17 protein-coding genes and 3 tRNA genes are annotated in these 19,722 nt (G+C 67.5%); 9 read left to right on the plus strand and 11 right to left on the minus strand.

Going from position 1 to position 19,722, the window contains the following annotated elements:
• Nucleotide 1: 1 nt before the first annotated feature.
• The 3 genes from BO221_RS20140 to BO221_RS20150 form a co-directional block, all read right to left on the minus strand.
• Nucleotides 2-1,477, minus strand: a complete 1,476-nt coding sequence (locus tag BO221_RS20140; RefSeq protein ID WP_073562097.1) for a sigma-54 dependent transcriptional regulator — start codon at nucleotides 1,475-1,477, stop codon at nucleotides 2-4.
• Entirely contained in the window at nucleotides 1,474-3,033 is a 1,560-nt protein-coding gene (locus BO221_RS20145) for a response regulator (protein ID WP_198956149.1), read from the minus strand. The genes BO221_RS20140 and BO221_RS20145 overlap by 4 nt, the downstream gene beginning before the upstream one ends.
• Before the next feature lie 210 nt (nucleotides 3,034-3,243).
• A complete protein-coding gene (locus BO221_RS20150; RefSeq protein WP_233166171.1) occupies nucleotides 3,244-4,185 on the minus strand; it encodes a diguanylate cyclase in 942 nt (313 codons plus the stop codon).
• A gap of 150 nt (nucleotides 4,186-4,335) precedes the next feature.
• On the opposite strand from BO221_RS20150, the gene BO221_RS20155 reads away from it, so the two are divergent.
• On the plus strand, nucleotides 4,336-5,130 hold the full coding sequence (locus BO221_RS20155; RefSeq protein ID WP_073562100.1) for a glycosyltransferase family 2 protein: 795 nt from the start codon (nucleotides 4,336-4,338) through the stop codon (nucleotides 5,128-5,130).
• Complete coding sequence (locus tag BO221_RS20160; protein WP_073562101.1) at nucleotides 5,093-6,007, plus strand: carbohydrate deacetylase; 915 nt, start codon at nucleotides 5,093-5,095, stop codon at nucleotides 6,005-6,007. The genes BO221_RS20155 and BO221_RS20160 overlap by 38 nt, the downstream gene beginning before the upstream one ends.
• Here the strand turns inward: BO221_RS20160 and BO221_RS20165 are convergent.
• Both BO221_RS20165 and BO221_RS20170 read right to left on the minus strand, forming a co-directional pair.
• Complete coding sequence (locus BO221_RS20165; RefSeq protein WP_073562102.1) at nucleotides 5,956-6,648, minus strand: bifunctional 2-polyprenyl-6-hydroxyphenol methylase/3-demethylubiquinol 3-O-methyltransferase UbiG; 693 nt, start codon at nucleotides 6,646-6,648, stop codon at nucleotides 5,956-5,958. The two genes, BO221_RS20160 and BO221_RS20165, sit on opposite strands and share 52 nt — an antisense overlap.
• On the minus strand, nucleotides 6,645-7,772 hold the full coding sequence (locus BO221_RS20170; RefSeq protein ID WP_073562103.1) for a mannosyltransferase family protein: 1,128 nt from the start codon (nucleotides 7,770-7,772) through the stop codon (nucleotides 6,645-6,647). The genes BO221_RS20165 and BO221_RS20170 overlap by 4 nt, the downstream gene beginning before the upstream one ends.
• Nucleotides 7,773-7,932: 160 nt before the next feature.
• On the opposite strand from BO221_RS20170, the gene BO221_RS20175 reads away from it, so the two are divergent.
• Nucleotides 7,933-9,852, plus strand: a complete 1,920-nt coding sequence (locus BO221_RS20175; RefSeq protein ID WP_073562351.1) for a CocE/NonD family hydrolase — start codon at nucleotides 7,933-7,935, stop codon at nucleotides 9,850-9,852.
• 54 nt (nucleotides 9,853-9,906) lie between these two features.
• Here BO221_RS20175 and fadJ read toward each other — a convergent pair whose 3' ends face one another.
• The 5 genes from fadJ to hemE all read right to left on the minus strand — a co-directional run bounded on the left by fadJ (nucleotide 9,907) and on the right by hemE (nucleotide 15,756).
• Nucleotides 9,907-12,144 carry a fatty acid oxidation complex subunit alpha FadJ gene (gene fadJ / locus BO221_RS20180; protein WP_073562104.1) on the minus strand — a complete coding sequence of 746 codons (2,238 nt, stop codon included), beginning with the start codon at nucleotides 12,142-12,144 and terminating at the stop codon, nucleotides 9,907-9,909.
• Nucleotides 12,144-13,448 carry an acetyl-CoA C-acyltransferase FadI gene (gene fadI, locus BO221_RS20185; RefSeq protein WP_073562105.1) on the minus strand — a complete coding sequence of 435 codons (1,305 nt, stop codon included), beginning with the start codon at nucleotides 13,446-13,448 and terminating at the stop codon, nucleotides 12,144-12,146. The genes fadJ and fadI overlap by 1 nt, the downstream gene beginning before the upstream one ends.
• Nucleotides 13,449-13,573: 125 nt before the next feature.
• Nucleotides 13,574-13,978, minus strand: a complete 405-nt coding sequence (locus BO221_RS20190; RefSeq protein WP_233166172.1) for a hypothetical protein — start codon at nucleotides 13,976-13,978, stop codon at nucleotides 13,574-13,576.
• 238 nt (nucleotides 13,979-14,216) lie between these two features.
• Nucleotides 14,217-14,636, minus strand: coding sequence for a hypothetical protein (locus BO221_RS20195; protein ID WP_073562107.1), 420 nt, complete (start codon nucleotides 14,634-14,636; stop codon nucleotides 14,217-14,219).
• Nucleotides 14,637-14,718: 82 nt separating this feature from the next.
• Nucleotides 14,719-15,756, minus strand: a complete 1,038-nt coding sequence (hemE, locus tag BO221_RS20200; protein WP_073562108.1) for a uroporphyrinogen decarboxylase — start codon at nucleotides 15,754-15,756, stop codon at nucleotides 14,719-14,721.
• A gap of 193 nt (nucleotides 15,757-15,949) precedes the next feature.
• On the opposite strand from hemE, the gene BO221_RS20205 reads away from it, so the two are divergent.
• From BO221_RS20205 to BO221_RS54910, 4 genes are all read left to right on the plus strand, one after another.
• Nucleotides 15,950-16,021 (plus strand) — tRNA-Val (locus BO221_RS20205).
• A gap of 34 nt (nucleotides 16,022-16,055) precedes the next feature.
• A tRNA-Asp gene (locus BO221_RS20210) sits at nucleotides 16,056-16,132 on the plus strand.
• 730 nt (nucleotides 16,133-16,862) lie between these two features.
• Nucleotides 16,863-18,293, plus strand: a complete 1,431-nt coding sequence (locus BO221_RS20215) for an ImmA/IrrE family metallo-endopeptidase (protein ID WP_083681214.1) — start codon at nucleotides 16,863-16,865, stop codon at nucleotides 18,291-18,293.
• A gap of 60 nt (nucleotides 18,294-18,353) precedes the next feature.
• Nucleotides 18,354-18,500: transfer RNA gene (locus BO221_RS54910), tRNA-OTHER, on the plus strand.
• A 186-nt stretch (nucleotides 18,501-18,686) separates the two neighbouring features.
• Here the strand turns inward: BO221_RS54910 and BO221_RS20220 are convergent.
• Nucleotides 18,687-18,899 carry a M15 family metallopeptidase gene (locus tag BO221_RS20220; protein WP_083681215.1) on the minus strand — a complete coding sequence of 71 codons (213 nt, stop codon included), beginning with the start codon at nucleotides 18,897-18,899 and terminating at the stop codon, nucleotides 18,687-18,689.
• Between BO221_RS20220 and BO221_RS20225 the strand changes: the two genes are divergently transcribed.
• Nucleotides 18,898-19,308, plus strand: a complete 411-nt coding sequence (locus tag BO221_RS20225; RefSeq protein ID WP_073558437.1) for a helix-turn-helix transcriptional regulator — start codon at nucleotides 18,898-18,900, stop codon at nucleotides 19,306-19,308. The two genes, BO221_RS20220 and BO221_RS20225, sit on opposite strands and share 2 nt — an antisense overlap.
• Nucleotides 19,305-19,703, plus strand: a complete 399-nt coding sequence (gene tnpB / locus BO221_RS20230; protein WP_083680609.1) for an IS66 family insertion sequence element accessory protein TnpB — start codon at nucleotides 19,305-19,307, stop codon at nucleotides 19,701-19,703. The genes BO221_RS20225 and tnpB overlap by 4 nt, the downstream gene beginning before the upstream one ends.
• Nucleotides 19,704-19,722: the final 19 nt, after the last annotated feature.

Genomic DNA, 19,722 nt, shown 5'->3' on the forward strand with positions numbered 1-19,722 from the left:
CTCAGGAGGCGGCCTCCAGGGCGTCGTCGTCGTCGCCGTCCTTGCCGCGCTTCATGGAGCGCCCGGCCACCTCGTACTGCTTGAGCAGGCGGCGGAAGTTGGAGCGGTCCACGCCCGCGGCGCGCGCGGCGCTGGAGACGTTGTGGTTGTGCTTCTCGAGCAGCGCCGTGAGGTAGCGCCGCTCGAAAGCGCGCATGGCCAGCCGCTTCGCCTGGGCGTATGGCAGGTGCGCCAGGCTGAACACCTCCACCTGGGCCCCGGCCTGCGGCGCGTCCTGGAAGCCCGGTGGCAGGTCGTCGACCTCCAGCACTTCCTTGGAGGTGAGCACCACCGCGCGCTCGATGACGTTCTCCAGCTCGCGCACGTTGCCCGTCCACCGGTTGCAGGTGAGGGCCTCCATGGCGCGCGGCGAGAAGCCCGTCACCCGCTTGCCCACCTTCACCGCGTACAGCTTGAGGAAGTGGTGCGCGAGCAGCGGCACGTCCTCGGGCCTGTCCCGCAGCGGCGGCAGATCAATGGTGATGACGTTGAGCCGGTAGAACAGGTCCTCGCGGAACTTGCCCTGCTCCTTGGCCCGGTTCAGGTCCACGTGCGTGGCGGCGATGACGCGCACGTCCACCTTCACCGGCTCGTTGGCGCCCACGCGCTTGACCTCGCCCTCCTGGAGCACGCGCAACAGGCGCACCTGGGTGGCGGGAGGCACGTCGCCAATCTCGTCCAGGAAGATGGTGCCGCCGTCGGCCGCCTCGAAGAGGCCCTTCTTGTTGGACGTGGCCCCGGTGAAGCTGCCCTTCACGTGGCCGAACAGCTCGCTCTCCAGCAGCGTGTCCGACAGCGCCGAGCAGTTGACGGCCACGAAGGGCTTGTCCTTGCGCGCGCTGCGGTAGTGGATGGCCCGGGCCACCAGCTCCTTGCCCGTGCCGCTCTCGCCCTGCACGAGCACCGTGGCCGTCGAGTGGCTCACCGTCTCCACCAGCTTGAAGACGCCGCGCATCTGCGACGACTGGCCGATGAGCTCCTCGAACTGGTTGCGCGCGGTGAGCGCCTCCTCCAGCGCCCGCGCCCTGTCTCGCAGCGCCTTGCGCTCGGCGGCCTTGGCCACCGTCATGCTCACTTCGTCGATGTTCTCGAAGGGCTTGGTGAGGTAGTCGTACGCGCCCGCCTTCACCGCCTCCACCGCCGTCTCCACGGTGGCGAAGGCCGTCATCATGATGACCTCCACGTCCGGCCGTGCCGCCTTGATTCCGCGCAGCAGGTCCATGCCGGACAGGTTGGGCATCTTGATGTCCAGGACGGCCACGTCGATGGACGGATCCTTCGCCGCCGTCAGGCCTTCCACGGCATCGTCGATGGAGACGACCTGGTAGTCCTCCCGCTTGAGGATGGACGTGACCGCCTTGAGGACGATCGGATCATCATCCACGACCAGGATCTTGGCGCGCCTGGCGCCGGGGGCAGCAACTGGCTGTGGCGTCATGGCAACCTCTCCAACTGCAGGGGAATGGGGATGTAGACGGTGAAACGCGAGCCCTCACCCATCTGGGTGTCCACCTTGATGATGCCGCCGTGGTCCTCGACGATGCGGTAGGCGATCGACAGGCCCAGGCCGGTGCCCTGGCCGGGCGGCTTGGTGGTGAACGACGGCTCGAAGATGTGGCCCAGGTAGCGCTCCTCGATACCCGTGCCCGTGTCGGCGACGCGGAAGTAGCACCGGTCGCCATCCTTCCCCGTCTCCAGGGACAGCACGCCCCCCGCGGAGGGCAGCGCGTGCAGCCCGTTCTGCAGCAGGTTGAGCATCACCTGCGACAGCTGGCTCGGGTCTCCGAACAGCTCCGGAAGATCCGGCGCCAGGCGCAGCTCCAGCTTCACCTTGGAGTACGCCTTGAGCTGGGCCCCGAAGAGCACCGCCGAGTCCTCCGCGCACTTGTTGAGCTGGAAGGCCCGGCGATCCTCCGTCCGGCTGTGGCGGCTGAACTTCAGGAGGCTCTCGACGATGCGCTTGCAGCGCAGCGCGCTCTCCTCGATGAGATCCAACGACTCCAGGTCCGAGGCGTTGCGGCCCTCGTCGCGCTTCATCAACTGCGCGAAGGCGAGGATGCCGCCCAGCGGGTTGTTGATTTCATGCGCCACGCCGCCGGCGAGCTGGCCCACCGCCGCCATCTTCTCCGTGTCGATGAGCCGGCGCGTCATCTCGCGCTCGTCGCTGATGTCCCGGTAGGAGCACACGGCGCGCCCCTCGGTCGTCAGCGGGTAGGCCGCCATGGCGTAGGTGCGCCCCCGCTGGCTGATCTCCGCGCGCGCGCCCTTGCCGCCCTCCAGCGCCTCGGGCAGCGGACAGCCCGGACACGGCGTGTCCCGGTCGAACATCAGCTTGTGGCACAGCGGCTCCGCACCCTCCTCGGACAGCTCGGACAGCGGCTCCTTGAGCCTGTCCCCGGCCAGGTCCGAGTACGCCCGGTTGGCGCGGCGCACCCCGAAGTCCCGGCGCACCACCGCCAGCGGCGTCTCGATGGAGTCGAACGACAGCTCCCACTCGCGCTTGGCCTGGCTCAGCAGGTGCGTGCGCAACGCCACGCGCGTCTCCAGCTCCGCGTTGAGCCGCCGCAACTCCTCATTCTGCTGCTGCGTCACCCGCAACAGCCGCTCGTTCTCCGCCTGGAGCGCGTACTGCTCGAAGGCGCTCTTGACCGTCAGCACCAGATGGCTGTCGTTCCAAGGCTTGGAGATGAACCGGAAGATCTCCGACCGGTTGATGGCCTCCTCGATGGCCTGCTGATCGGCCTGGCCGGTGAGCATGATGCGCTGGGCCCGCGGCACCTGCGCCTTCACCCGGCTGAGGAACTCCACGCCGTTCATCCCCGGCATCCTGAAGTCGGAGATCACCACCTCGGGCGTGAAGCGTTCGAGGGCCTTGAGGCCCTCCTCCGCGTCAGAGGCCGTCTCGATCTGCCAATCGCCGCGACGGAGCACCCGCCGGATGGACTTCAGGATGTATTCCTCGTCGTCCACCAGCAGCAGCCGACCGCGTGGCACCGCTCCCTGTGTCTGCGCCAGTTCCAGTGGCAACCTCGTCCTGGGTCCGAGACCCGAGCATTTGCAATGACGCTGCCAACGTCCGCCACCTCGCAAACCCCATTGATACCGGGTGCTTCCGCACCCGGGGCTTGCGACCACCCTGGGTCCCTCCATACCCCGACCCATGAATCGGGTCAATGTTGACCCACTCCGAGTACGGGGAACGGGCTAGCGAGGGGCGAGTCTGTCGAAGGGGGAGGAGGCGACGTAGAGGCAGATGCGATTCCGGCCCTCGTCCTTGGCACGGTAGAGGGCCTGGTCAGCGGCACGCACCAGCAACTCCGCGCTGCTGACGGCGTGGTGGGGAAAGGTGGAGACACCCAGTGAAGCGGTGACACGCAGGGTGCGCTGGGGGCCGGTGTGAAGCTGGCCCAGCTCGCGCCAGACACGCTCGGCCACGGTGAGGGCGCCGGCCAACGGGGTGCGCGGCAGGAGGATGGCGAACTCCTCGCCGCCATAGCGGGCGAGCAGATCCGTCTCACGCACGCTGCGCTGCAGGGAGCCCGCCACGTCGCACAGCACGATGTCACCCACCTGGTGGCCGTGGGTGTCGTTGAAGGCCTTGAAGTGGTCCAGGTCGATGAGGATGAGCGACAGCGTGTCGTCGTAGCGCTGGGCGCGGCGGAACTCCTCGCGCAGCCGCTCCTGGAAGTAGCGGTGGTTGTGGACGCCGGTGAGGCCGTCGGTGACGGACAGGCGCTCCAGGGAGGTCACCCGGGTGAGCAGCTCGTTGACGCGCTGGCGCTCCCGGAGGCAGCGCTCCATGCGGGCCATCAACTCCTCGGGCTCCACCGGGGTGCATACCACCTCGGCCCCCAGGCGCAGCACGGCCACGACGGCGGCACGCTCCTCCGCGGGCACCAACGCGATGATGCCGGGACCGGAACCATTGTCGTCCCGGGCCATCAAATGCTGCAGCAACGCGCGCGAGGGCGCGCCGGCGGGACCCAGGGCGAGGAGCACGAGATCCGTCTCGGCGAGGCGCCGCTGCGCCTCGGGCCCGGCCGATACCAATCGGACGGAGAACCCCCCTTGCTCCAGAGTGCTTGCCAGCTCGGCCTGCCGCTCGGGCACTTCGTCCACCAACAGAATGAGGCGCCTGTCTCCCACATCTATCCCCGAAACCAACCCAAGCCCTCACGCTACCACGGCCGAGCGCGGAGTCGCGACCGTTGGATTGCGCTTGCCCCGCGATGTTTGATAGCCACCCGCCCTGATTCCGCCACGCCTGTCACAGGGGCACACCGCCGAGGTCACATCGTGGGTAAATCTCCCAGCATCAGCCTCTTCTTTCCCGCCTGGAACGAGGAGGACTATGTGGAGCGCTCGGTCTCGCGCGCCATGGAGGTGCTCCCCCGGCTGACGGATGACTTCGAAATCATCGTCGTCAACGACGCCTCCACGGACCGCACCCAGGAGATTTGCGAGGAGATGGCCTCGCGCATCCCCCAGCTCCGGGTCATCACGCACCCGGTCAACCTGAAGCTGGGCGGGGCCATGCGCACGGGCCTGTCCGCGTCCACCAAGGACATCGTGGTGTACTCGGACATCGATCTGCCCTTCGACTTGAAGGAGCTGGAGCGGGCGCTGCACCTGATGAAGTACCTGGAGGCGGACATGATCTGCGCCTTCCGGTTCGACCGCACGAGCGAGGGGCCCAAGCGCATCGTGTACTCCTTCGCCTACAACCTGCTCATCCGGACGCTGTTCGGTGTGCACGTGAAGGACATCAACTTCAGCTTCAAGGTGATGCACCGGCGGGTGCTGGAGGCGGTGGAGCTCAACAGCCAGGGCTCCTTCATCGACGCGGAGCTGGTGGTGAAGGCCATCCACCAGGGATTCAAGGTGTTCCAGATGGGGGTGGACTACTTCCCGCGCACGCGCGGCATCTCCACGCTGTCCTCGCCCGCCGTCATCGCGAAGATGGTGCGGGAGCTGGCGAAGCTGTACCCGGAGACGCGCCATCCGCAGGCGGCGAAGCGCCCGGTGCGGCTGCCGCCGTCGGTGGCCCCGCTGCATGGCTCGGCGCGCGAGAAGGCGCGCGGCCACGGGTAGCGCGGTGGGACTGGCACGCACACGCCTCGTCGTCAACGCGGATGACCTGGGGCTGCACCCGGCCCTGGACGCGGGCATCTTCCGGGCGCACCGCGAGGGCATCGTCACCAGCGCGACCGTGCTGGTGAGCGGCCCGAGCGCCCGGGAGTCGGTGCCCGAGGCCCGGAAACGCGGCCTCGCCCTGGGCGTCCACCTGGCATTCTGTACCCGGTTGCCCCCGGCGGCGCCCGCCTCGCACGTGCCCACGATGGCCCCGGAGGGGCGCCTGCGCGGGAGCTGGGCGGACTTCGCGCGGGCCTGGCTCACCGGACAGGTGCGCCGCGAGGAGCTGGAGCTGGAGCTGGCCGCGCAGGTGCGGCGCGCGCGGGAGCTGGGCGCGGAGGTGGACCACCTGGACGGCCACCAACACCTGCACCTGCTGCCCGGAGTGCGCCCGCTGGTGGAGGCCCTGGCACTCCGGGAGGGGCTGCCCCTGCGCTGGCCGGACCGGCTGCCGCGGATGTCGTGGCTGCGGGCTCCCGGGCCGGCGGTGAAGACGTCCCTGCTGTCGCTGCTGGCCCGGAGCGCGCCGGGGCCGCTGCCGGGAGTCCGGCGGGTGAGCGCGGGTGGCATCTTCGAGGCGGGCCAGCTCACCGAATCCGCCCTGCTCTCGCTGCTGGAGTCGCTGCCCCCGGGAGACTTCGAGCTGGGCTGCCACCCCGGTGAGGGCCGCCCGCACGTGCCGGAGGATCCGGCGTGGACGTACGGCTGGCAGTCCGAGCTGGACGCGCTCACCAGCCCCCGGGTGCGGGCCCGGCTCGAGCAGCTCGGGGTGGAGCTGACCACCTACGGCGCGCTGGAAGCCGCTCCGTCTCCGGCGGTGGCCTCCGCCACATAGAGGATGTGGGGCGTGGAGTAGCCCTCCCCCAGCTCCACCGTCTCGCGCGGGGTGAAGCCGGACTGACGCAACAGGGCTTCCATCGCCTCACGCGGCTGGAGCACCAGCGCGCCCCCGGCCTTCGTCCGGCCGAGCAGCTTCACCATCACCACCTCCTGGGCGAGGCACTTGTAGTGCTTCCAGGAGCGGTCCCCCTCGGCCTCCTTCAGGAGGAGCCGCCCCCCGGGACGCAGCAGCCGCCGGGCCTCGCGCAGGAAGCCGGACCAGCGCTCCATGGGGAGCAGGTAGAGGACGTCGCTCACCACCACGGCGTCGAACTGGCCGGGGAGCCGCTCGGCGAGCGACTCCACGGTGCCCACATCGGCCTTCACGTTGGGCAGACGGCCGGGGCCGCTCCGGGCCCACTCGATTTTGCGTGGGTCGGGATCGACCCCATGCACGATGCGCCGGGAGTCGCCCAGGGCCAGGAGGGCGGAGAGCAGGCCGTGACCACAACCTACATCGGCCACCGTGCCGCCGGAGGGCACGCGGGAGGCAACGGCCTCGAGCGGCGCGGAGAAGGCCCGGGCGTGCACGTGGAAGCGCTCGCTCAACGGGAGGTGGGAGAACAGCGCCAGGGCGGGGGCGAGAGGAGCGTTCACGAGATGTAGTGGTCCAGGCCGAAGGCGGCCGACAGGAGGACGAGCGACACGGCTCCCACGGCGAGGAGGCCCTGGCGCACGCGCGGGTGCTCGCGCAGCAGCAGCGCGAGGGTGAGGAAGAGGGGGAAGGCGGAGATGAGGTAGCGCCCCATGCCCATGAAGTCCTTGGTGGTCACCGTGGGGATGACCACCAGCACGGCGCAGTACACGCCATAGCCCCACCCGAGCTTCCGGAAGGTGGGCCGCACCAGCGCGAGCGCTCCCAGCGTCAACAGCGCGTGGAGACACAACCGCAGGCGGGTCTCCGCGTTGGCGCCGGGAAGGAACACGGTCTTGAACCAGGACAGCTTCAGCAGGGAGCGCCAGCCGGGCTCCTGTCCCCACCCGGCCTGGGCCTCGGCGAAGGCGAAGGGCGCGCCGAACTGCTTGTCGAGGTAGAGCATGTAGAGGAGGAAGCCGAGGGCGGACAGCACGGGCAGGAAGTCGAGCGCGGTCCAGCGCTCTCCCCTTTCACGCTTCCACTCGAGCCGGCGGGCCAACAGGCCGAGCACCACCGCGGGCGCCACGGGCCGCGCCGCCGTCGCCACCGCGGCGAGCAGCACGGCCAGCCCCAGGTGTCCCTTCTCCAGCAGCAGGAAGGCGCCCACCACCAGCAGGAGGAAGAGCGCGTCGGAGTACATCACCCCGTAGAGGAAGAAGGTGAAGGGGTAGAGGGCGAGCAGCAGCGAGGCCTGGAGCGCGATGGGCTCCTCCGCCCGGAAACGCGCCCAGCGCAGGAAGAGGAGGATGGCGAGCGGTCCACACAACAGGGTGACGAGCACCCCGGCCTGGTACACGTCCGGCCCGAGCGCCTGGAGGGCGCGGATGGCCAGCGGGTAGAGCGGGAAGAAGGCCACGGAGCTCTGCTCACCGGGTGTGAAGCTGTAGCCCTCCTGCGCGATGCGCATGTACCAACTGGAATCCCAACCCACCCAGCCCATGACGACGTACTCGTCGAGCCCCACCACCGGAGCCTGGGGATTCTTGTGGTGGAAGCGCCAGGCGGCGAGCCCTCCGGACACGGCACAGGCCAGGACGGCGGCCAGGATGACGAGGGCCAGGGTACGTGACGCGGAGCGAGGCATGCGGCGCAGGCATCGTCCAGAAAGGCGCCGGGGTCAAGGACGGACCCTGGACATGGAGTGCGGGGGCACTCCTGCCCCACGAGCATGAGACGGCGCTTTCCGCATCGCCCCCCTTCACCGACAATGCCCGCCTTCCCCAACAGGAGAGTGCATGCACCTCATGTTCCGTAGCCTCACGGTGCTCGTGCTTGTCGCGCTCGCCGGTCCCGCGAGGGCCCAGGCCGCGAAGCCCCAGCAGCCCAACGCCGCATCCGAGCGCGCCGACTACATCCGCTCGCGCTACACCAAGTTCGAGTACCGCGTCCCCACGCGAGACGGGACGAGGCTCTTCACGTCCGTCTACATCCCCAACGACGCGAGCCCCAACAAGCGCTACCCCATCCTGCTCACGCGCACGCCCTACTCGGTGGCGCCGTACGGGCAGGACCGGTATGCGCGCGGGCTCGGGCCCACCGCCGAGTACGAGAAGCAGGGCTTCATCTTCGCCTTGCAGGACGTGCGCGGCCGCAACATGTCCGAGGGCGAGTTCATCAACGTGCGCCCGCACCTGGCGAAGAAGAGCGGGCCCAAGGACATCGACGAGAGCACCGACACGTACGACACCATCGAGTGGCTGCTGAAGAACGTGCCGGTCCACAACGGCCGCGTGGGCCAGTGGGGCATCTCGTATCCGGGCTTCTACGCGTCGGCGGGCGCCATCGACTCGCACCCGGCGCTCAAGGCGGTGTCGCCGCAGGCCCCCATCGCCGACTGGTTCTGGGACGACATGCACCGGCATGGCGCCTTCAACCTGGCGCTCTCGTTCAACTTCTTCTCCGGGTTCGGCAAGCCCCGGCCACAGCCCATCGTCAAGGAGAGCTGGGACCGCTTCGACCACGGCACGCCGGACGGCTACCAGTTCTTCCTCGACCTGGGCCCGCTGTCCAACGCGGACACGCGCCACTTCAAGGGCGACATCGCCTTCTGGAAGGACATCATCGCGCACCCCAACTACGACGCCTTCTGGCAGGCGCGAAACCTCCTGCCGCACCTGAAGAACATCAAGGCCGCGGTGATGGTGGTGGGCGGCTGGTACGACACCGAGGACCTGTACGGCCCGCTGCGCACCTACGCCGCCATCGAGAAGCAGAACCCGGGCATCGCCAACACGCTCATCATGGGCCCGTGGCCGCACGGGGGTTGGACGCGCGGGGACGGCTCCGGGCTCGGCGACGTCGACTTCGGCTTCCGCACGAGCGCGCTCTACCAGGAGCTGGAGCTCGCCTTCTTCAAGCACCACCTCAAGGGAGGCGACAAGCCGGAGCTGCCCGAGGCCCTGGTGTTCGAGACGGGCGCCAACCGCTGGAGGCGCTTCGACACGTGGCCGCCCAAGGGCGTGCGCGAGGCGCGGCTCTACTTCCAGCCGAAGGGCGGCCTCACCTACTCCGCGCCCAAGGCCGTCGAGGAGTCCTTCGACGAGTACGTGAGTGACCCCAGCAAGCCGGTGCCCTACACCACGGAGCTGACGACGGGCTGGGCCAAGAACTACATGACGGAGGATCAGCGCTTCGCCTCGCGCCGGCCGGACGTGCTCGTCTACCAGACGGAGCCGCTGGAGAAGGACCTGACGTTCGCGGGCCCGCTGGAGGCCGAGCTGTGGGTGTCCACCACGGGTACCGACGCGGACTGGGTGGTGAAGCTGGTGGACGTCAACCCGGGCAAGATGCCCGGCCCGATGTGGGGCGAGCCGGACGAAGACAGGCGCAACCGCGGGGGCCAGCAGACGCTGGTGCGCGGCGAGCCGTTCCGCGGCCGCTTCCGCGACAGCTACAGCGAGCCCAAGCCCTTCAAGCCGGGCGAGGTGACGAAGGTGCGCTTCGTCATCAACGACGTCTTCCACACCTTCGAGCGCGGACACCGGGTGATGATCCAGGTGCAGTCGAGCTGGTTCCCCTTCATCGACCGGAACCCGCAGACCTTCGTGCCCAACATCTTCGAGGCGAAGGAAGAGGACTTCGTGCGCGCCTTCCACCGCGTGTACCGCTCGGCGGCGCACCCCAGCTCGCTCAAGGTGGGCGTGCTGCCCGCCGTGGACGACTGACGCGGACGGGAGGGCGGGGAGCACACGAGCCCCCTGCCCTCCCCTGCCTGGTGACTAGCGCGGGTAGAACGTCTTGCCCGCCTTCACCATCTCCACGAGGGACGGCGCGGGGGTGAAGCGCTCGCCGAACTTGTCCTGGAAGTGCTCCAGGCGCCGCAGCAGCTCGGCGGGGCCGAGGCTATCCGCGTAGCGGAAGGGGCCACCGAGGAACGGCGGGAAACCGAGCCCGAAAATGGCGCCCACGTCACCGTCCCGCGCGCTGCGGAGAATCCCCTCACCCAGGCAGCGCACGGCCTCGTTCACCATCTGGAGGGCACACCGCTCGGCCATCTCGCGCGCGTCGAGGCTCTTGCGGTTCTTCCCGTGCGGCAGGAGCTCGTAGACGGTGGGGTCCACCTCCTTCTTCTTGCCGTCGTAGGTGTAGAAGCCCTTCTTGTTCTTGCGGCCGAGCCGTCCGTCGGCCACCACCTTCTCCAGGGCGCGAGGCGCGGCCATGCGCTTGCCGAAGGCGGACTCCATGATGGGGCCCACCTTCTGCGCCACGTCGATGCCCACCTCGTCCAGCAGGGTGATGGGGCCCACGGGGAAGCCGAACTCCACGAGCGCCTTGTCCAGCTCGGCGATGTCGGCACCATCGGCCAGCAGGTGCGCGGCCTCGTTCATGTACGGCGCGAGGATGCGCGAGGTGTAGAAGCCCGGCCCGTCGTTGACGACGATGACCGTCTTGCCCTGCTTCTTGCCCACCTCCACGCAGGTGGCCGTCACCCAGTCGGCGGTGCCCTTGTGGGTGATGATCTCCAGCAGCGGCATCTTGTTCACCGGGCTGAAGTAATGCATGCCGATGACCTGCGCGGGCCGCTTGGAGCCCTTGGCCAGGTCGGTGATGGGGATGCTGGAGGTGTTGGAGGCGAAGATGCAGTCCTCGCGGGTGACGGCCTCCACCTCGCCGATGATGCGGTGCTTGAGGGCCAGGTCCTCGAAGACGGCCTCGATGACCACGTCCACGCTCTTGAAGCCCTCGTAGCCGGTACCGCCGGTGACGAGCGCCATCTTCGCGGCCGCCTCGCGCCACGTGAGCGAGCGCTTCTTCACCCGCTCATCGTAGAGACCCTGCACCTGCTTGAGGGCCCGGCCCACGCCCGCGTCATCCTTGTCCTTCACGCGCACCGGCACGCCCTGCAGCGCCGAGCTGACGTAGGCGATGCCACCGCCCATCAGCCCGCCGCCGAGCACGCCCACCTTCTTCACCTCGCGGGGCTTCACGTCCGCGCTGGCCGTGCCGTTCTCCTTCTTGAGCGCGGTGGTGGCGAAGAAGATCTCCACCAGCCGCTTGGAGACGTCGGACACCACCAGCTCGCCGAAGAACTTCGCCTCGGCCTCCAGGCCCGCCGCGCGGCCGGACTCCACGCCGATGCGGATGGCCTCGAGCGCCTTCTCCGGCGCCGGGTACTTGCCGCGCGTCTTCTTGCGCAACTGCTTGCGCGCCTGGTCGAAGAGGATCTTCCGGCCCACCGGATTGTCCTCGAGCGCGACCTCGGTCCACATCTCCTTGTTGGTCAGCCCCAGCAGCAGCCCGCCCAGGCCCTTCTTGCCCTGCTGCGCCACCGCCTTGAGGCCCTGGCCCCGGGGACGCTCCACCTTGAGCATGCCCTCGGCCAGCTCGCGGGCGCGGCGCACGGCCAGGGAGCGGAGGATGGGCGCGGGCACCACCTCGTCCACCAGGCCCAGCTTCTTCGCCTTGGACGGCTTCACGTTCTTGCCGGCGAGGATGAGGTCCAACGCGGCCTGCACACCGATGAGGGCCGGCAGCCGCTGGGTGCCACCCGCGCCGGGGATGAGGCCCAACTGAACCTCGGGCAGCCCGAGCGTCGTCTTCGGGCTGTCGGTGGCGATGCGGTAGTCACAGGCGAGCGCCCACTCCAGGCCGCCGCCCAGACACGCGCCGTGGATGGCCGCCACCACCGGCTTGGAGAACGCCTCCAGCCGATCGAAACCCTGCTGCCCCTGACGCGAGGCGGCGGTGGCCTCGGCGGCGGACTTGAGCGTCTGGAGGAAGTCGATCTTCGCTCCGGCCACGAAGCTGTCCTTCTTGCCGGAGGTGAAGACGACCGCCTTCACTGCGGGATCCTTCTCCGCGCGGGTGAGCAGGTTGGCGAACACCTCGCCCGTGTCCGGGGAGAGCGTGTTCACCGGCTCGCCCGGCAAGTCCAACACGAGGAGCGCGACACCGTCCTCGACCTGGTAGGTGAAGCCCTGCTTCGCCTCGAGCTCCTGAGCAACCATGGCAGCCATCACGCACGCTCCAGGACCACCGCGGCTCCGAGGCCACCGGCGGCGCAGACGGTGCACAGCACCGTGTTCTTGTTCTGACGCTTCAGCTCATGCAGGGCCTGGGTGACGATGCGCGCCCCCGTGGCCCCGAAGGGATGACCGATGGAGATGGAGCCGCCCGACAGATTGAGACGCGTCCGGTCCACCTCGCCCACCGGCGCGCTCCATCCGGCCTTCCGGGCGAACTCCTTGGAGGCCAGCGCCTGGATGTTGCTCGCCACCTGGGCGGCGAAGGCCTCGTGCATCTCCACGAGGTCGATGTCCGACAGCTTCATGCCCGCGCGCTGCAGCGCGATGGGGGCCGCGTACGCAGGGCCCTGGAGCAACTGGTCCCCGGGGTCGGTGGCGGCATAGGCATGGGCTCGCAGGTAGCCGAGCGGCTCCAGGCCGAGCGCCTTCGCCTTCTCCTCGCTCATGAGCAGCAGCGCGGCGGCGCCATCGGTGAGCGGCGAGGCATTGCCGGCGGTGACGGAGCCGTACTTGCGATCGAACACGGGCCGGAGCTGGGAGAGGGCCTCCAGGCTGGTGTCCTCGCGGACGATGTTGTCCTTCTGCGACACCTTCTCGTACTTCGGCGGCACCACCACGTGCATCACCTGGGGGTCGAAGAAACCCTCCTTCCAGGCGCGCGCGGCGTTCTGGTGCGAGGTGAAGGCGATGGAGTCCTGCTCCTGGCGGGAGATGCCGTTCTCCTTGGCCATCTTCTCGGCGCTCTCGCCCATGGTGAGGCCGGTGGAGTACTCGGCGATGGCCGGGGGCACGGGCACCAGGTCGCGCGGCTTGAGCGTCTGGAAGGCCTTGAGCTTCTCCGGGAGGCTGCGGGCCTTGGAGGCGGCCACCAGCGCCTGGGCCAGGGGACGGCTGGTGAAGATGGGCGCGTCCGACATGGACTCGGTGCCACCCACGAGCGCCACGTCCGCCTCGCCCACCGAGATGGCATTGGCCGCCGTCGTCATGGCCTGGATGGAGGTGGCGCAGGCGCGAGCCACGGTGAACGCTTCAATCTTGCGCGGCAGCCCGGCGGCCAGCACCACCTCGCGCGCGATGGACGGCGCGGTGAGTGTGGGGATGACCTGGCCGAACACCACCTGGTCGATCTCCTGGGGATCGATGTCCGCGCGCTGCACCAGTTCCTGGACCACCATGCGGCCCAGGTCCAGCGCGGTGAGCTTCGCGAAGTCGGTTCCCGCCTTCACGAAGGGCGTCCGCAATCCGCGGACGATGGCCACCCTGCGGTGACCGTTACGCTGCTTCTCGCGAGCCATGTGTGCCTCACCTTCCCGACGTAGGTGAGGCGCATCTAATGGGCCGTGTCGCATCGCGTCAACGGAAGATTGATTCCAGAGTCAACACTGTGGACAGAAGGTCGTTTGCCCCCTCGGTGGGTGGCTCAGGGAGCGGTGTTTGGCTGTTGAGCAGCCAACTTCTGGAGGAGGAACTCCTCCAGGGGGCGGAGTTCCGGAGAGAGCGCCCACAGCGAGGACAGGTCCGCCTGTTCCATCCGGCTCACCAGGGCCTCGGGGAAGGGCTGCTCGCCGGCCTGCGCGAAGAGCTCCGCGAGCACCTTGTTGGGCTCGTAGCGGCCCCGGATGAGCTGCTCGAACGAGGGACTCACCGGCAGCAGGGGGCGCAGCAGGTGCTCGTCCCGGAAGAGGAGCACGGCGATCTCGGGCGCGATCGGCAGGATGAGCCATTCGCTGGGAGGCGCTGCCTGCTCCAGGAACAGATGCACCCAACCGCACTGCTCCGCGATCAGTTCCGGAGAAAACGTCTGGGCATCGCGAATCGCGGCCACGGGCACTCGCTCCTTGAAGAGGATCTCCCGCGCCACTCTCGAGGTTCCGATATTGCCATCGGTCGAACTGATCCGGATGCCCCGCCCCTTCAGATGGGGATGACCCTCCACCAGACGCCGCATGAGCTTCCCAGATACGCGTCCCGGGGTCACGATGGCCACACTCATCACTCATCCCTCTCTTCCGACGGTTTCACTTCCGCGAATCCCATTTCCACCGCATGCCGCAGCTTCCTCCTCATCCCCTCGAGGAGCCGATGTTCCCGGAGGGCCTGCCCGAGATCTTGCCCGTGCACAGCAGCGCCCCGATGGTGGTTCGCGGCCGGCGCAGGATCTGGGACTTCAGCTTGACGATGGCCAAGGCATCTACCGGTGCGGTCATGTCCTTGCACTCTACCAGACAGGACACCCCATCGAAATAGACCACCCCGTCGATCTGCTCCAGGAGGACACCGTTCCGGTAGACCCGGTACGGCCAGGTCACCTCGGCGCCCTCCAACTGGAACGCTCGCAAGAGGAGGTACTCCAACAGCACCCCGGCGGGCCACTCGGGGGGCGAGACTCCCGCCCGAAGGCCCTGCCACAGCGCCAACACTCCTGAATGATCGAGCGCGAGCACCCTGCGCTGGTACTCGCCGCCCCTGCCCTCGTCTGTCACGGCACCCGTCCCCTTCCCCGACCCACCACGCCACCCTACCGGGTGCCCCTGACATCCCCGGATGACTCACGGGGTCACGTCATCAGGTGCCCTGGCGGAGCGCGATGCCGTGCTTGTGCACGGCGTCCACCATGAACTTCGCGGCGTCCGGATCCGTGGGCGGGAGGATGCCGTGGCCCAGGTTGAAGATGTGCCCCACGGGCCCGGCGCGGCGGAGGATGTCCACCACGCGCTGCTCCAGCTCCTCGCGCGGCAGGAAGAGGTGGAGCGGATCCAGGTTGCCCTGCACCGCCACATCGGGCCCGAGCACACGCCGGGCCTCGTCGATGGGCGTGCGCCAGTCCTGCCCGACGACGTCCGCGCCGGTGCGCTTGAGCAGCGGCAGGTGGTTGGACATGCCGGTGCCGAAGACGATGACGGGCACGCCCTTGGCCTGCACCTCCTTCACCATGCGCGTGAGGTACGGCAGGCAGAAGCGCTCGTAGTCCCAGGGCGACAGCTCCCCGCCCCACGAGTCGAAGATCTGCACGATGCTCGCGCCGGCCTCCACCTGCATCAGCAGGTAGGGAATGAGCGTGCTCGTCAGCTTCTCGAAGAGGGTGTGGACGAGCTTGGGCTGCTCGAAGAGGAGCCGCTTGATGAGGATGTAGCTCTTGGAGCCGCCGCCCTCGACCATGTACGCGGCGAGGGTGAAGGGCGCGCCGCAGAAGCCGATGACGGGCACCGAGTCATTGAGCGCGCGGCGGGTGCGGCGGATGGCCTCGGCGACAAAGCCGGTGCCCTGCACGGGGTCGGGCACGCCCAGCCGCTCGATGTCCGCGGCGGTGCGCACGGGGTTGGGGAAGTGCGGCCCCTTGTCCCCGAGCTCCAGCTCGATTCCCATGGCCTCCACGGGGATGAGGATGTCCGAGAAGATGATGGCGGCGTCCACGCCCAGCCGGGTGATGGGCTGAACGGTCACCTCGGCGGCGAGGTCCGGGTTCTTGCACAGGTCGAGAAAGCCGATATTGCCGCGGATGGCTCGGTACTCGGGGAGGTAGCGGCCGGCCTGGCGCATGAGCCACACGGGGGTGGTGTCGGTGGGCTGGCGTCGGGCGGCTCGCAGGAGGCGGTCGTTCAAGGGGTGGGCTCCGTGTCTGCCCCGGCTCCCTCGGGGAGTGGGCACGGGGGAGAGGGTTGTCAGGAGCTATCGCCAGGGTCAACGCTCGTGTCAGGGCGGCCCGGAATGATTCGTCCGTCCAAAACGTATGCTTGACAGTGACGGTTGTGGCCGATACAAGCCCGCCCCGTCGCAACGCGGTGACGCAAGCGAGGGGCGGATAGCTCAGCGGTAGAGCGTCGCCCTTACAAGGCGAGGGTCACAGGTTCAATCCCTGTTCCGCCCAAGCAGTAGTCGTGGTAGCGAAGTAGCGGTGTCGTGGGGAGTTAGTTCAGTTGGTTAGAACGCCGGCCTGTCACGCCGGAGGCCACGGGTTCAAGTCCCGTACTCCTCGCCAATAGAAGGGCCCGGAATCGCAAGGTTCCGGGCCCTTCGCCTTTTCTCACCCACCTGTCTTTCCCTGCGTCGCGGAGCCCGTCTCCAGCATGTCTCCAGGAGACTGACCCGCAGCGCACAGCAGGCTGATGGCCGTGCCCTTCGCCTCCGGGGACAAGCGCATTGGGCATGACCCGATTCTGGATGCGAGTCACTCCACCCAATTAGATAGGAGGGCTCCCCAAGTGTATGCTCGACCAGAGGGATTAGATGACACCTGCCAAGTTCGTCGAAACGTACCCTCCGCAGCCATCACGGCTCCAACCCGCCAATGCGGATGAGATGCGGCTGCTTGCCTCCTCGGATGGCGTCCGACAAATGGCGCCGCCGCCCGCTCCCAATGCTACCGGACACTCCCCAAAGTGTTCGGGTGGCGAGGGGTGCCACCTCTGGATCATCGACCCTAACGGACTTCCCTACATCCTTGAGACGACCGCTGTTTCTCCCCCGCTTGCGAGCGGGCGTGTCAAGCACACCAACCTGACAGGAGGGCAACCAGCTTCCTGTGGAGGCGAACTTTGGTTCGATACTCCTCAGGCCCAGCGACTCTATGTCAACGGTTGCTCGGGCCGGTATGGCCCGCAGACCCCCCAGCAACTCGAAGACGCACTATCCGTCTTCCGCGACTTCGGCTACGAGGTCGTCAGTTTCGGTTGGGACCATGAGACAAATCGCCCGGCAAGGGTACTGCGATGATGTCCATCCATTCAGAAGCCTTAGACTTCGTATTTGGACCCGACTCCACGGGAGCCACACCCGAGGAGAGAGCCAGGACGTCCCGACGTCTTTACGTACGCAGCCTCGATCAACTCGCGTTTGATAGCCCACATGCAACGGGGCGCCGTCTGACGGCAGAGGAGGCTCTGAGTGCCTACGGCTACGAGGTGTTGCAAGAGGTTGCCGAGGAAGGATCGGCCCTATTGTGCGCCGGACCTCACGCTGCGGCCCAAGCTATCCGTACACAGCGGGATTTTCTCAACCTCGATGTGAAGATCGTTGCCTCCCGCGCAGGCCTTACTCCTCAGGATGTCGAGAGAGCAGAGCAGGGAGGCCGTTGGCCTCTGGCCTATTACGAGAGAATTGCTCAGGCACTGGGCATGGACGAGCGATACATTTCCGTCCGTTCAAGTCCCGAGGGCAATGAAGGCATCACCGTTCGCCTGCGCGCTTTAGGAGACGAGCGTCCACGATTGACCTCATCTGCGGTTTCGGCCATCGCCGAAGCGGCCTGGGTGGCCATGACGCAAATCCGCCTAGAGCGGGGCCTCGGATTCCAAAGCCGTCTCAGCCAGTTTGTGCGTTCGTCCAACTACGGTGGCCCCGGCTACCCCGCCTACCGGCATGGCTATTTCCTAGCCAATCAAGCCCGCGAGAAGCTCGCTCTAGGAGAGGGCCCTCTCTGCCCCTCACTGCGCGAACTGTGCGAGGATGTTCTTGGCATTCCTGTCATCCAGACATCGTTGGGGGAATGGATTGCGGGCCTAACGGTGGAGGCTGGGGACTCCCGTGCCATTGTCCTAAACATAGCCGGCCAAAACAGCAGTGTTTTCGTCCGACGCTCTACCCTCGCTCACGAACTGGGCCATCTGCTCTATGACCCGCCCGAACGGCTCGATTATCTTCGAGTCGATGAGTATGACGAACTGGATCGTGATGCTCGTGAGATCAGGGATCCGGTTGAGCAGCGCGCCAACGCCTTTTCAGTGGAGTTCATCGCTCCTCAGAATGCAGTTCTCGATACCTTCCGTACGAATGGAGGGGCTACGAGTAACGGCCTACGTGCCGTCGTGGATTCCTTTGGTATCGGCCCCACTGCGGCCCGCTACCAGATCTGGAATGCTCTAGAACGGCGGATATCTCTGATGGACATCAAGATGCAAGGCAGGGGGGAGATTTGGGAGTGGGAGGCCAAGGAAGGCTATGCTGTGGCCTATCACCCTTTGAAGGGCACTCCCAGCTCCCGTGCTGGGAGGTTTAGCGCCGTAGTCATCCGAGCTGCTCAGGAGTCGCTGATCTCTTGGGATACTGCGACGAACCACTTGCGATGCACTCGTACCGAACTGAATTCCGCCATTGAATCCATCCAAGAGATGTATCCGAAGGTATTCGGTCACACCGCCTGAAATTAGAAACTCAAATCAAGTAACTTTGAGTACTGTCTCCAAAATGTCTCCAGGGCTGAAGGGGACTCGGGGAAACAGGTGAGACACCAGGGGACTGGCCCGTGGACTCGAAGTGCCCAGATTTGCTCGCGATTCCTCGAAAGGCGTGTGCCGTCGCGGATTTAGGGAACTCCTCGTCCACGGGTTCAAGTCCCGTACTCCTCGCCAATAGAAGGGCCCAGAATCGCAAGGTTCCGGGCCCTTCGCCTTTTCTCGGAGCTGGGCGCCCGCCGCGTCCAGCAGGCCGATGGCCGCGTCCTTCGCCGCCGGGGACGGTGCATGGGTGGTGAGGCGCTCGAGGTCCACCCGCTCCAGTTGGCTCCTGGCACGTGATGAAGGTGCCCTCTGGGAGTCTCAGTAGCCGCTGGCGTACTGGAAGTGCATCGGGTCGACGTTGCGCTTGAAGTCGCCGCCCCAGGTGAAGCGCCACCGCTTGAAGTGCTTCACCAGGCCCGGGTGTACCCTGACCGGCCGCGGGTTGGCGTTGATGTCGAAGGCAATGCCCCACGAGTGCACCGTAAATCCTCGCCCGAGCCCGTCGTGACGCGAGAGCAGAGGCGTGAGCATGTCCGTCGCCCCCGTGAAGGAGGAGGAAGCGATGGAAATGAAGGAGCAGGCGGAGAAGTTCCGGCGGCAGGTACTCGAGCGGGGCGAAGTGGGCCCGCGTACGCGCTACACGCAGGAGCAGAGACAGGAAGCGGTGGCGTACATGCGAGCGCGCCAGCAACAGGGGGCGAGCAGGGAGGAAGCGGCGAAGGAGTTGGGCGTGAGCAGTTGGACGCTCAGCCGCTGGGGCAGCGCAGCTCGCCGTGCCACTCATGAGGAGCCCGCGAGGGCAGCGCTGGTCCCCGTGGAGGTGAAGGACGCGCGCCCCGAGGCCAGAAGAGGAGGGCTGGTGGCGCACGGGCCCGGAGGAGTACGGGTAGAGGGCCTGTGCGTTGAGGACGCGGTGAGGTTGCTGCGAGGGCTGCTGTGATTGGCTCCACGCGCAGGCTCGCGGTGTACGCCTACGGGCAGCCGTGCGACATGCGCAAGAGCTACGACGCGCTGAGCGGGCTGGTGACGCAGGCACTGGGCCGCGACTTCCTCTCGGGCGACGTCTTCCTCTTCGTGGGACGGGACAGGAAGAGGGCCAAGGCGCTCTTCTGGGACGGCACCGGGCTGTGCCTGTACGCCAAGCGGCTGGAGAAAGGACGCTTCGCGCCGCTGTGGCAGCCAGAGAGCGACAAGCCGCCGCTGGTGCTGACGGTGTCGGAGTTGGCCCTGTTTCTGGAGGGCAGCGAGCTGGTGGGACGAGCGCCGCTGTCGCCCGCGCCGTACACGCTGGCGCCGCTCTTCCAGCCGGAGGACGCTGGGGCGGTGACTTCGTGAGTCATGCCGCGCGCACTAC

The sequence above is a fragment of the Archangium sp. Cb G35 genome (assembly GCF_001896145.1).
GTDB lineage: Bacteria > Myxococcota > Myxococcia > Myxococcales > Myxococcaceae > Archangium > Archangium violaceum.